The 12,507-nt window shown below is 70.3% G+C and carries 8 protein-coding genes; 2 read left to right on the top strand and 6 right to left on the bottom strand.

Going from position 1 to position 12,507, the window contains the following annotated elements:
- Positions 1–73: 73 nt before the first annotated feature.
- Genes F3H13_RS13000 through F3H13_RS12985 form a run of 4 tightly spaced genes read right to left on the bottom strand, consistent with a single transcriptional unit; the run spans position 74 to position 7,198 of the window.
- Positions 74–2,518, bottom strand: coding sequence for a methyl-accepting chemotaxis protein (locus tag F3H13_RS13000; protein WP_149799446.1), 2,445 nt, complete (start codon positions 2,516–2,518; stop codon positions 74–76).
- 50 nt (positions 2,519–2,568) lie between these two features.
- Positions 2,569–3,228, bottom strand: a complete 660-nt coding sequence (locus F3H13_RS12995; protein WP_149799445.1) for a class I SAM-dependent methyltransferase — start codon at positions 3,226–3,228, stop codon at positions 2,569–2,571.
- 41 nt (positions 3,229–3,269) lie between these two features.
- Entirely contained in the window at positions 3,270–5,468 is a 2,199-nt protein-coding gene (locus F3H13_RS12990) for a type II secretion system F family protein (RefSeq protein WP_149799444.1), read from the bottom strand.
- Positions 5,465–7,198, bottom strand: a complete 1,734-nt coding sequence (locus F3H13_RS12985; RefSeq protein ID WP_149799443.1) for a type II/IV secretion system ATPase subunit — start codon at positions 7,196–7,198, stop codon at positions 5,465–5,467. Before F3H13_RS12985 ends, F3H13_RS12990 begins: the two co-directional genes overlap by 4 nt.
- 204 nt (positions 7,199–7,402) lie before the next feature.
- Between F3H13_RS12985 and F3H13_RS12980 the strand changes: the two genes are divergently transcribed.
- Positions 7,403–7,903: a DUF5793 family protein gene (locus F3H13_RS12980; RefSeq protein ID WP_149799442.1), complete on the top strand. Its 501-nt coding sequence runs from the start codon at positions 7,403–7,405 to the stop codon at positions 7,901–7,903.
- A gap of 19 nt (positions 7,904–7,922) precedes the next feature.
- On the opposite strand, the gene F3H13_RS12975 is transcribed toward F3H13_RS12980, so the two are convergent.
- Together F3H13_RS12975 and F3H13_RS12970 are read right to left on the bottom strand one after the other, a co-directional pair.
- The gene (locus tag F3H13_RS12975) at positions 7,923–8,792 is read right to left on the bottom strand and encodes an SAM hydrolase/SAM-dependent halogenase family protein (RefSeq protein WP_149799441.1); all 870 of its coding nucleotides are present in this window, start codon (positions 8,790–8,792) and stop codon (positions 7,923–7,925) included.
- A gap of 485 nt (positions 8,793–9,277) precedes the next feature.
- Positions 9,278–9,808 carry a nicotinamide-nucleotide adenylyltransferase gene (locus F3H13_RS12970; RefSeq protein ID WP_149799440.1) on the bottom strand — a complete coding sequence of 177 codons (531 nt, stop codon included), beginning with the start codon at positions 9,806–9,808 and terminating at the stop codon, positions 9,278–9,280.
- A 170-nt stretch (positions 9,809–9,978) separates the two neighbouring features.
- On the opposite strand from F3H13_RS12970, the gene lonB reads away from it, so the two are divergent.
- Entirely contained in the window at positions 9,979–12,267 is a 2,289-nt protein-coding gene (gene lonB / locus F3H13_RS12965; protein ID WP_149799439.1) for an ATP-dependent protease LonB, read from the top strand.
- The last annotated feature ends 240 nt before the right edge of the window (positions 12,268–12,507 follow it).

Below are 12,507 nucleotides of genomic sequence, written 5' to 3'. Positions count from 1 at the left end.
CCGGGAACAACCGACCGCGACGCGACCGGCGGGAAGCGTCGTCGCGGACGACGACCACTTTCTGTTCGAGCGCTTACTCGTCGAGCGACGGCTCCGACTCTTTCGCGCCGTCACCGTCGGCGGTGCCGCCGTCCGTACTGGCGGGGACGGCGTCCGACGGTTCCGCGTCTGCGCCGAACGAAAACGCCGTCTCGTCCGCCTCAACCGAGCCGCCGGCGTCAGGCTCGTCGACCGCGGAATTACCGTCCCGATCGCCGACCTCGCCGACGTTGCCTCTGACCTCGTCGACGTTGACCTCGAAGTCCTCGGTCATCGCCCGCAGGTCGCGGGCGCGCTCGTGGAGATCGTGCGCCTGCTCGGAGACCGCGCCGAGCGTGGCGGCCTGCTCCTCGGCGGCGGAGGCGACGGTGGTCGCCTCGGCGGTGGTCTGCTGGCTCACGCCCGCGAGGTCGTCGACCGCGCCGGTGACCTCGCTGACCGACGCCGCCTGCGCGTCCATGGCGCCGGAGATCTCCTGGACACCGTCGTCGGCCTCGCTCACGCGGGCGGCGACCTCGGCGAGCGCGTCCTCGGCGTCCTCGACGACCTCGACGCCGTCGTCAACGCCGTCGCGGATCGCCGCCATCTCGTCGACGCTCTCGTCGGTGCGCTCGCGGAGGCCCGAGATCAGCGCCTCCACCTCGGCGGCGGACTCCTGCGTCTCCTCGGCGAGCGACTTCACCTCCTCGGCGACGACCGCGAAGCCGGACCCGGCCTCGCCCGCGCGGGCTGCCTCGATCGAGGCGTTCAACGCGAGCAGGTTCGTCTGGTCGGCGATCTCCGAGATCGTCTCGACGATCGCGTCGACCTCCGCCATCTCGGCTTCCAGCCGCTCGATCGTCTCCGCGGCGGACTCGGAGCGCGCCTCGATCCCGTGAAGCTCCTCGACGGCGTCGGCCGCGGCCTCGCGGCCCTCCTCGGTGAGCGCGTCGGCCTGGCGGGAGGTGGTCGCGACCTCGTCCGCGGAGGCGGCGACCTCCTCGACGGTCGCGGACATGTCCTCCATCTCGCCGGCGACCTCGGCCAGCTGGCGGCTCTGCCGCTCCGCGCCGGCGGATATCTCGTCGACCGCGTCGCTCGTCTCCCGGCCCGCGGCCGCGGCCTCGTCGGTGCCGTCGGTGACCGCGTCGCTCCGCTCGGCCACCTCGACCGCGAATGCGTCGACCTCGGCGATCGCGGCCTCTAACTCGTCCATCGCGTCGTTGAACTCCGCGGCGATCGACCGGAGCGCCTCGGGGTCGTCAGGGTCGGCGCGGAGCCGCGCGGTGAGGTCGCCGTCGGCGCAGGCCGCCATCGTGTCGCCGAAGTCGCCCGCCCGCGACTCCAGGCGCTCGGCGAACGCCTCGCTCTCCGCCTGCGCCGCCTCGGCGCGCTCCCGCTGTTCCTCCGCCGACCGGATCTGCTCGCGCAGCGAGTCGCGCATCGTCGCGAACGCGCCGGAGAGGTCGCCGAACTCGTCGCGCCGCTCCGTGTCGAAGTCGACGTCGAGGTCGCCGTCGGCCAGCGCCGACGCCCGCCCCCGGAGGCGGTTCAGCTCGACGACGGTGCCGCGGCCGAGCGTCGCGCCGAGCAGCCCGAGTCCGACGATCGCGACCCCGACGATGAGGAGCAGGTTCCGCCCGATCATCCCGGAGAGCGCGTACGCCTCCGAGAGCGGGACGTGGACCGCGACGGCCCACTCCTCGGTCTCCATCGGCGCGTAGGCGACGAGGTACTCGCCGCCGTCGGCGAAGCTGAACGTGGCCGACGGGATGAACCCGACCGACCGCGTCTCGCCGAACAGCGCCGACCGGACGTCGCTGTCGTAGCGGATCCCGGCGACGTAGTCGGCGTTGCTCGCCGCGATCCGGCCGTCGGAGTCGACGATGGTCGTGAACGTCCCCTCGGTCGGCTGGCGGAAGTCGTCGGTGACGGGACCGAGCGAGATCTCCATCACGAGGTAGTCGCGCATCGGGGTGGCCGTCACGTACGCCACCCGGCGCTCGCCGTCGACCATGTAGGTGGGGCTCGTGAACACGCTCTCGGCGAACAGCAGGTCGTTTCCGAACCAGGGCTCGGCTGTCACCGTCTCGCCGCCGTCGTCCTCGTCGGTGCTCGCGATGACAGTCCCCTCCTCCCGGTCGACGAAGTGGAAAGCGACGACGGCCTCGGAGGTGCGCGAGAGGTGGGAGGCAAGGTAGCCGTCGACCCGGTCCGGATCCCGCGAGAACGCGTCGTTGTCGGCGATGTCCGTGAGCAGCGCGCGGCGGTCACTCGCCCAGCCGTCGAGCTCCGTGGCGCTCAGCTCCGCGACGGCCGTGTAGTCCTCCTGCGCGCTCGACTCCAGCTGGTCGGTCGTCTCCGCGTACGTGACCGCCCCCACGGCGCCGATCGCGACGACGACGACGACGAGGGCGACGAGGAACTTCGCGAGGTAGCTCCGGGCGAGCACGCCGGGCGTGACCCGGCGCAGGACCCGTTCGAGGAAGGTGTCAGCCATTACACTCACGGGCTCGGCTGGGGTCCTTTAATTCACCCCCTTCGATATCGCTAGTGATAATTGCCGGTCGGGGGCGTGACTTCCGCGTAACAGTTCCCGCTCGAAACCGCCGCGTGTCGCGTTTCGAGGTCGCTCGCCGCGAGGTCCGCCTCGAACTCCGAAGGCGAGTAGATGTGATAGTAGCGGGGCACCGTCTCGCCGCCCGGCAGCGTCCAGTCGACGGTCGTGTCGAACCCCTCGTCGCGGTCGAACCGGTCGTGCGCCGTGCTCCACGCGCTGACGAGCGCGACCCCATCGGGCGCGAGGACGCGCGCCAACTCGTTCAGGCTCTCGACGCGGGCGTCCCGAGGCGAGAGGTGGTGGAGCGTGGCGACGTAGACCGCGAGGTCGACCACGTCGTCGCGGACCGGCAGCGCCGCCGCGTCACCGTGGACGAACGCGGTCGCGTCCGCGAAGCCCCGGTCGCGAGCGCGCGCGACCGCCTCGTCGAGCAGGCCGCGACTGAGGTCGACCCCGACCGCGACGTCGGCGCGCGTCGCGAGCGCCTCCGTGTGCCGGCCGTTCCCGCAGCCGACGTCGAGCGCGACGGTTCCCGACCGGTCCTCCAGGAACGACTCGACCTCGGGCCACGCGTACTCCCGCGTCTTCGAGAAGTGGCTCGCGATGCGGTCGTAGGTCGACTGCGGATCGCCGGTCGGCTGCGGGTCCATACCGGGGTCTCGGTCGCGACGGACATATGGCGACCGGACCGTCACACCGCGCCGATCGCGACGAACGCGACGAGCGTGAGCGCGAGCAGCACCACGACGTGTTTCACGCCGTCGCGCACCGAGCCCTCCCCGAGCTGTCCGGCGACGAGCCCGGAGCAGACGGCCTGAATCGCCGCGGCGTGGAAGAACAGCTGCTCGTAGGCGTCGACGTCGATGTCGCCGATTCCGTCTCCGATCCCGCCCGGCCCGCCGGGAACGCCGGTCCCGCTCCCGGTCTCCGGAAGGCTCCCGCCCGTTCCCGGGACGCCGGCGGCCTCGATGGCGGGGATGAACGACACCGACAGCGCCGCGATGATCCCGAGGAAGACGAGAAAGGAGATGTAGATGACGATGAGGTACGTTAACATTACCTGTCTGCGTTCGCGCCGGAGCGACCAGGTCGCGCGCGACTCGTCGGCCGCGATCCGGAGGACGGGCCCGACGTCGCCGCTCGCCCGGATCGCGTTGGTGACGAGCGCGACGGCCCGCGAGGTCATCGGCGACCGGACCCGGCGCTCCAGCCGACGCAGCGCGGTGGAGACGTCCGCGCCCCAGTCGATGTCGCGGCGGGTCCGGCGGAGGTCCTCCGTCAACGCCTCCAGGTTCGAGTCGGCGACGCGGCGGACGCTGCCGACCACGGCTGTCCCCGCCTCGTTGACGCTGGCGAGCCGGTCGAGGAAGTCGGGCACCGCCGACTCGATGCGCCGGACCCGGCGCTTGCCGAACTCGTAGGCGACCGCGTACGCCGCGAGGACGAACGCGGTCGCGAGGACGATCGGCCCGTCGATCTGCCCGGCCATCTCCACAGGAGTCCCGAGCGTGATCGGGAACGCGAAGAGGAGCAACCCGGCGATCGCGACCGGGACCGCGACGAGAAGCACCGTCCGCGGCGAGGCCAACACCGTCTCGACCGGCGACGCGACCAACCGCCGCACCCCGCGGAGCCGGTCGTAGATTTGGAGCCGCTCGCGGCTCTCCGCCCAGCGGTCCGCGCCGGCCCCGTCCGCGGCACTCCCGTCCGCGTCCCGGCCGGTCGCCGCCCCGCCGTCGAACCGCGGCGAGTCGCCCCGGTCTCCGGACTCGTCCGTCGCGTGGCGCACGCCGGAGACGGAGGGTGTGTTCGGGTCCGCGAGCGACGACTCCGCGACTGTCTCGGTGCCGCCGACGCCCTGCGTCACGCTGTCGACGTAGACGACGAAGCCGAATGTGGCGAGCGGCACGCCGAGGTAGACGACGACCCGGAGGAGCGGGAGCGTGTCCTGTAAGACGAGGCCGATGACGACGAGGATGGTGATGAAAAAGAGCGGGCCCGCGACCAGCGCCGTCACGTACGCCTCGGCGAACGTCGAGAGCAGCTCGAGGTACTGCTCCTGTTTCGCCTCTGCCTCCGCCTGGTAGCGCTCGTACTGGTCGTTGAGGAACGTCGACACCGACTGCCCGGTGCCGAGGACCGAGGCGAGGTTCTCCGAGAAGTCCGCCAGGTCGTCGCTCGGCGTCCGCCGGGAGATGCGCTGGAGCGCGGTGAGCGCGTCGGTGCCGAACGCGTTCATGTCGCGGACCGCGACCGACAGCTCCGCCGCGGCCTCGCCGTACACCGACTCGTTCTCCGCGAGCGTGTTCATCACGCGGGGGAACGCCATCCCCGAGCGCGAGAGCGCGTACATGAACGCGACCGTCCGGGGGAGGGTGGCGTCGATCTCGGCCGCGCGGGCGTAGGCCCGCTGGTCGAGCAGCCGCCAGCGAGCCACGTACGCGCCGAGGGCCAGCCCCGCCCCGACAGTCGCGGAGACGACCGCGAGCAGGACGAAGAGCCGGGCGAGCCCGAGGTCGGCGAGCCGCGCGACGACCGCGACGAACTCGAACGCGCTCGGGAGCGCCTCGCGGAGCGCCGCCTCGCCGACGTCGAGGGCGGCGAGCAGGGCGCCGGCAGCGTACACGCCGATGACGCTGCCGGCGACCCCGAGGACCGCGGCGTACAGCAGGGTTCGCGAGGCGTACACGCGGTGCGTCGTGCCGGCGACGTGGGCCGCGCGCATCCGGTCGCGCTGGGCCCGCCGGCGCGCCTCGTTCTCGCTGACGTAGTCGCCGAACGACGACAGCGCGACGCGGGTGACGAACAGGTCGGCGCGGTCGTCGACGAGCGGCAGCGCGAGCGCGAGGCAGGCCGCGACCGCGGCGGCGAGGGGGAGGTACTCGATCATCGGTCCGCGGCGTCCGGGTCGCCGCCGTCGGCGGTCCCGGGCCCTCGTTCGGTCCCGTCGCCCGCCGCGACCGCGTCGGTCTCGTCGGCGAGGTCGTCGGGGTCGACGCCGTCTGTCGCGGCGGCGCGCTCGTCGAGCTTCTCCATCACGCGCTCCGGGTCGGCGTAGTACTCGTTGACGAGGGCGGTGAACGTGCGGTAGTCGTCGATGCCGAGCGCGGAGAGCAGTTCGAGGAAGCGCTCGCGGCGCCGGACCTCGCGGAGCAGCTCCGCCCGGGACCAGCCGCGCTCGTCGGCGATCTCCGCTAAAAGCGAGGAGTCGTTCCGCCGGAACGTGTCGGAGTCGGGCACCCACTCGAACGCGGAGGAGTAGTCGAGCTCGCCGGTCCGCTGGTCGATGCCACCGATCTCGCCGATCGTCTTCGCGCGGCGCACCCGCTCGTCGTCCGAGCGCGTGAGCGTCTGCACCGAGAGCATGTCCAACGACTGGACCATCGCCCGCGGGACGTTGATCGGCTCGTTCTCCAGCCGGTTTATCACCGTCTCGATCGAGTCGGCGTGCATCGTCGAGAACGTGGTGTGGCCCGTGTTCATCGCCTGGAACAGGGTGATCGCCTCGTCGCCGCGGACCTCGCCGACGATGATGTACTCGGGGCGGTGACGCAGCGCCGAGCGCAGCAGGTCGTACATGTCGATGTCGGTGCCCTCGTACCGGCGCTCGCGGGTGACCGCGGAGAGCCAGTTGTCGTGGTACAAGGAGAGCTCGCGGGTGTCCTCGATGGTGAGCACCTTCGCGCGCGGCGGCACGAACATCGACACCGCGTTCATCGAGGTGGTCTTCCCGGAGGCGGTGCCGCCGGCGAAGATGAGGCTCTTGTTGTGCTCGATACAGAGCCAGAAGTACGCCATCTGCTCGACCGAGAAGGTGCCGTACTCCACGAGGTCGACGGGGGTGAACGGGTCCTCCGCGTACTGGCGGATGGTGAACGCCGAGCCGCGCGGGGTCACCTCCTCGCCGAGCGCGAGCTCCGCGCGCGAGCCGTCGGGGAGGGTGGTCTCGACGATAGGGTCGCCGACGGAGACGTGGCGCCCGGACTGCTGGGCGAGGCGGATCACGTAGCTGTCGAGCGCCTCCTGCCCGAACGAGACGTTCGTCTCGACGTCGGTGTACTCGTCGTGGTAGACGAAGATCGGGAGGTCGTAGCCGTCACAGGAGACGTCCTCGATGTGGCGGTCGTTCAGGAGGGGGTCGACCTTCCCGTAGCCGCGGAAGTCGCGGTAGAGGTAGTAGGCGAGCGCGTGGAACGTGTCCATCCCGACCTCGACGCCGTACCCCTCCAGTAACGTCTCCAGCTCAGCTTTGAGCGTCGCCTCGTCCGTCTTGCCGCTCCCCTCGCGGTAGAGGAGCGGGTCGCGGATGTCGTCGACGACGCGGTCGAGGAGCTCGCGCTCGAACGCGTCGAGCTCGGGCTCGACCGCGTAGTAGCGGTGTTCGCTCTCGGCCTCGTCGTAGGTGATCACGACGTACGCGTACGGTGCGTTCACCCAGTACCGGTCGACCTCGCGCTCCTCCGGGGGAACGACGAACGACGCGAGCGGGCCGTCCTCGCCCGGGCGGAACGGGCGGACGTCGAGCGTAGATCCCTGAAACAACTCCCACGCACGCGAGAGGCGCCGCTGGAGATCCTCGATCCGGTCGCCGAGGTCGCTCCTGCCGGCGTCACTCGCCATGGATACGGGGACGTAATGGCGGGGGGAAGTTAAACTACCCCCGACAATTATCAGGACCGACACCGGGGTCGATCCGCTGCGGTTCCGACACAGCGCGGACCTCTGGGGCGCCGTCAGCTCCGCGGTACCGGGTCGTCGTCGGCCCCGCGACGCCGATCCGCCCGTTACGTTGATACGGCCGGACCGCAAAGCAGTCGGTAGGAAATGCGGCGTGACTACTTCGATCTGACCGTCGAGGGCGTCGACGACGGCGCCGGCTCCCGGTCGCCCCCGCTGGTCCGGATCGACTTCCACGGGCCGGAGGAATTGCTCCGCGATCGGCTCTCCGGGGGCGAGAGCGACGGCGCCGACGACAGTGCCGATGACGACAGCGACAGCGACCTGCTCGCGGCCGACCAGATCGACGTCGCCTTCCGGCTCCGCGAGCCGCTGGGCGAGGCGAACGACCCGGAGGGCGTCGTCGGCGTCACCAACCGGTACACCGGCGACTTCGTTCTCGAACTCAACGAGACCGCGACCGACGTCCTCCCCTTCATCCACGCCGCGCGCGACGCGACCGACGACGGCGACGCCCGGTACCGCGTCGAGATCGACGTCGACGGCGACCGGCTCGTCGCCTACGATAAGGACACGTTCCTCGTGTACGACCACGAGGGGAACCTCCTCCGCAGCGAGAGCCTGATCCCCTCCGGCGTCGAACTGTAGGACCGACCCTTTTCGAAGCTCACAGGCTGACGCTGTCGGGGACGAACCGCACCGAGTCGCCCGGCCGGAGGTCGAACGCGCCGTCGCCGCGGCCGTCGTTGACGTCGCACTCCGCGTAGCCGTGGCTCCCGACGGTGACGAGGCGCTCGCCGGGGTCGACTGCGCCGAACGTCTCCGCGACGGGTGTGAGGTCGCCGTTCACGCGGACCCAGTCGCGGCCGCGGACCAGTTCGCCGGGGACGTTCGTGATCACGTTCCCGAACCGGTCGATCGCGAGCACCTCGCCGTCGACCGCGAGCACCTCGCCGTCCTCGGCATCCCCGCCCTCCTCGCTCTCCTCGGCACGTTCGACTGTCGGCTCCGGGAAGCGGACGTCGACCGGGTCGCTCGCGGGGGTGAGGTCGTCCATTCCTGCGAGCGTCTCGGCGACGAGGTCGGCGTCGAGCGAATCGGCCCCCGATTCCCCCGTCGCGTCGTCGAGCGCCGTCCGGACGCGGGCCGCGGTCGGGGCGAACACGTCGCGGCCGTGGAACGTCTTGCTCGCGGGGTCTTCGACCGCGACGGTCCAGGCCTCGACGTCCGACTCGTCGCCCGCCAGCGCCCGGGCCGGCGGCATCGCGAGGCCGTTGTCCGGAGCCACGATGACGTGCGCGCCGGCGCGGACGACGAGGGCGTCGCGGTCGGTGCCGACGCCGGGGTCGATCACGGCGCAGTGGACCGCGGGCGGGAACTCCGGGAGGACGAACCGGAGCCAGAAGGCGGCCGCGCGCGGGTCCCCACGCGGCAGGTCGTGCGCGACGTCGATCAGCTCGGCGTCCGTGTGCCGGCGGATCACTCCCTTCATCGCGGCCGGGTACGGCGAGCCGAAGTCCGAGGTGAGCGTGATCATATTCGAATCCGCGGCCGGCGCAGATTTAAAAGGAACGGGCGGCCGCGCCGCTCGCCCGACAACCGCGGGGCGCGTGCCTGCGAGCGGCCGCCCTCGGCGGCCGCGAGACAGCACGCGCGAGGGAGTCGCGACCGTAGGGAGCGACGAGGCTGGGGAGGTGTGAGGTGCGGTTGCGGTGCGGGCGGGTGGGACTCAAAGGGGCAGCCGGGAGGCGGGCGCACGCTCGCTGCGCTCCTCGGTCGCTCACTCCGTTCGCTCCCTGCGGTGCTTGCGTCGTCATCAGAACGCTCTGCGTTCTGATTGGCTCACGAGAGCTTTGCTCTCGTGAACGCCTGCGCCCGCCTCCCGGCTGGGGCTTTGGAGGTGGTCACCGCCGATCAACTGGTAGTTATTTATAAGCGACCGAGGCCGTCGAAGCTGTTCTCCGTCAGTTCGCGTTCGACGGTTCGCGGCAAACGGGTACTCTCACAGTAGTACTCACCGCCCTACTCGTCCGAGGGCTCCTCGCCCAGCGAGTCGGTCTCGGCGATCCGGCGGATGCGCTCGACGCCGTCGACCTCGCGGATCACGTCGACGACGGCGTCGGGGACGAGGTCCTCCCAGTCGCGGCCGCGGATCATGCGCTCGCGGAGTTCCGTCCCCTCCAGCACGTCGCGGCGGAACATCGGCGACTGGCGTACCTCGACGCCGGCCTCCTCGAAGAGGCGGACCACGAGCGGATTGTTCGAGTACGCGACGTCGAACCGCGGGGTCATGCTCTGGACGTGGCTCACCCAGACGGAGTTCCGGTCGAGGTCCTCGATGGGGACGACGTAGGTGGTGGCGTCCAGCTCCGCGACCGCCTTCGTCACCATCATCACGCGCTCGCCGGCGGTAAAGGGGTTCCGCGTGGTGTGGGAGTCGCCGGCGGAGCCGATTCCCAAGACGAGCTCGTCGACATCCGCCGCGATCTCTTCCACCATGTGTCGGTGGCCGTCGTGAAACGGCTGATACCGGCCGATGTAAAACCCCCGCATGAATCTACGTACTGTGGGCGTCATTTATAAACCCGGTGGGAACGGCTGGAGGGAGATATCGGTAGATACACGGCTTCAAGGCGGCGTTTACTGCCTCCGAACCGGCACCTCCGGGGGGAGAAAGTATATCAGTAGCGGACCCGTCGTTTTCGGTAGCGACACCCGATTCTATGAGCAACGAGAAGGACACGAACGACCCGACGGCCGACGACCCCGACGAACCGCCCCACGGCGGCGTCGACGACTCGAGTCCGGCGGGAAACGGCAAGGACGCCACGCACGGCGACCCCGAGCCCGACGACGGTCCGGCGAACGACCCCGGCGTCGACGAAGACCCGGCCGCCGACTCCGGCGAGGAGTCGGCCGCGGACCCCGACGACGGGGACAAGCCCTGGGACGACGGGGTCATCGTCGACGACGGGGACGGGTTCGACGAGACCGAGGTCGTCGGTGAGGGTCCCGACGGGAGTCGGAACGCCAATACCCCCGAACCGACCGACGACGGGGGGATCGACGAGCTCGGCAGCACAGTCGAGGTCGAGGGCGCCGAGATAGAGGAGGACCCGGACGAGGACGACCTCCTCGGCGGGCTCAAGATCGACACGACGGCCGAGCTCGAGATTCCCGACCGGCTCGTCGACCAGGTCATCGGGCAGGAACACGCCCGCGACGTGATCATCAAGGCGGCGAAGCAGCGCCGCCACGTGATGATGATCGGGTCGCCCGGGACCGGGAAGTCGATGCTGGCAAAAGCGATGTCCGAGCTCCTCCCCAAAGAGGAGCTCCAGGACGTCCTGGTGTATCACAACCCCGACGACGGCAACAAGCCGAAGGTCCGGACGGTGCCGGCCGGCAAGGGCGACCAGATCGTCGAGGCGCACCGCGAGGAGGCGCGCAAGCGCAACCAGATGCGGTCGCTCCTCATGTGGATCATCATCGCCGTCGTGCTGGGCTACGCGCTCATCATCGTCGGCCAGATCCTCGTCGGCATCATCGCCGCCGGGGTCGTCTACCTCGTCTTCCGCTACCTCAACCGCGGGTCGGACGCGATGATCCCGAACCTGCTGGTGAACAACGGCGACACGAAGACCGCGCCGTTCCGCGACGCGACCGGCGCGCACGCCGGCGCGCTGCTCGGCGACGTCCGGCACGACCCGTTCCAGTCCGGCGGGATGGAGACGCCCAGCCACGACCGCGTCGAGGCGGGCGCCATCCACAAGGCGAACAAGGGCGTGCTGTTCATCGACGAGATCAACACGCTCGACATCCGCAGCCAGCAGCACCTCATGACGGCGATCCAGGAGGGCGAGTTCTCGATCACGGGCCAGTCCGAGCGCTCCTCGGGCGCGATGGTCCAGACCGAGCCCGTCCCGACGGACTTCGTCATGATCGCGGCCGGGAACCTCGACGCGATGGAGAACATGCACCCGGCGCTCCGGAGCCGCATTAAGGGGTACGGCTACGAGGTGTACATGGAAGACACCATCGAGGACACCCCGGAGATGCGCCGGAAGTACGTCCGGTTCATCGCCCAGGAGGTCGCGAAGGACGGCCGCCTGCCGGAGTTCACGGCCGAGGCCGTCGAGGAGGTCATCCTCGAGGCCAAGCGCCGCTCCGGCCGGAAGGGCCACCTCACCCTCCTGTTCCGGAACCTCGGCGGGCTGGTCCGCGTCGCGGGTGACATCGCCCGCGGCGAGGACGCCGAACACACGACCCGCGACCACGTCCTTCAGGCGAAGGGCCGCTCGCGGTCCATCGAACAGCAGCTCGCCGACGACTACATCGAGCGTCGGAAGGACTACGAGCTACAGGTCTCCGACGGCTACGTCGCCGGCCGCGTCAACGGCCTCGCCGTGATGGGCGAGGACTCCGGGATCATGCTCCCGGTGATGGCCGAGGTGACGCCGACCCAGAGCGGCGGCCAGGTGATCGCCACCGGCCAGCTCAAGGAGATGGCCGAGGAGTCGGTCCAGAACGTCTCGGCGATCATCAAGAAGTTCTCCGACGAGAACATCTCGGAGAAGGACATCCACATCCAGTTCATCCAGACGGGCCAGCAGGGCGTCGACGGCGACTCCGCGTCCATCACGGTCGCGACCGCCGTCATCTCCGCGCTGGAGAACGTCGGCGTCGACCAGAGCCTCGCGATGACCGGCTCGCTGTCGGTCCGTGGCGACGTGCTCCCCGTCGGCGGGGTCACCCACAAGATCGAGGCGGCCGCGAAGGCCGGCTGCGACCGGGTGATCATCCCCGCGGCCAACGAGCAGGACGTGATGATCGAAGACGAGTACGAGGAGATGATCGAGGTCATCCCCGTCTCGCACATCAGCGAGGTCCTCGACATCGCCTTAGAGGGCGAGGCCGAGAAGGACTCGCTCGTCTCCCGGCTGAAGTCGATCACCGGCTCGGCGCTGAAGGACGGCAACGTCTCCGGGCCGTCGAACCCGAGCCCGCAGTAATCGGTTCGGCGCTTCGCCGTCCGATTTTTGCCTCTCGCTCCGCCCCGAGAGCCGTCGCGCTGCGAGCGGGTCGCAGGTGCGGCGGCTCCCGGGAGTACCGGCGACCTCGGTCGGCTCGCCGGCGACGATGTCCTCGAGGCCGCCGTCGCGCTGGACGGCGACGAAGTATCGGTCAGCGGGCCGGTCGTCGCGGGAGCGCCGGCGGCCGTCAACCCCTCGAAGCGCTCCGCGGTACGGACC

Origin of the sequence: Halorubrum xinjiangense (assembly GCF_900102375.1) — an archaeon.
Taxonomy (GTDB): domain Archaea; phylum Halobacteriota; class Halobacteria; order Halobacteriales; family Haloferacaceae; genus Halorubrum; species Halorubrum xinjiangense.
This window is presented reverse-complemented; position numbering and strand designations above follow the sequence as displayed.

Excerpts from the sequence above, each read along its gene's own strand:
- F3H13_RS13000 (WP_149799446.1), bottom strand. The coding sequence starts at position 2,518 with ATGGCTGACACCTTCCTCGAACGGGTCCTGCGCCGGGTCACGCCCGGC.
- F3H13_RS12995 (WP_149799445.1), bottom strand. The coding sequence starts at position 3,228 with ATGGACCCGCAGCCGACCGGCGATCCGCAGTCGACCTACGACCGCATC.
- F3H13_RS12990 (WP_149799444.1), bottom strand. The coding sequence starts at position 5,468 with ATGATCGAGTACCTCCCCCTCGCCGCCGCGGTCGCGGCCTGCCTCGCG.
- F3H13_RS12985 (WP_149799443.1), bottom strand. The coding sequence starts at position 7,198 with ATGGCGAGTGACGCCGGCAGGAGCGACCTCGGCGACCGGATCGAGGAT.
- F3H13_RS12980 (WP_149799442.1), top strand. The coding sequence starts at position 7,403 with ATGCGGCGTGACTACTTCGATCTGACCGTCGAGGGCGTCGACGACGGC.
- F3H13_RS12975 (WP_149799441.1), bottom strand. The coding sequence starts at position 8,792 with ATGATCACGCTCACCTCGGACTTCGGCTCGCCGTACCCGGCCGCGATG.
- F3H13_RS12970 (WP_149799440.1), bottom strand. The coding sequence starts at position 9,808 with ATGCGGGGGTTTTACATCGGCCGGTATCAGCCGTTTCACGACGGCCAC.
- lonB (WP_149799439.1), top strand. The coding sequence starts at position 9,979 with ATGAGCAACGAGAAGGACACGAACGACCCGACGGCCGACGACCCCGAC.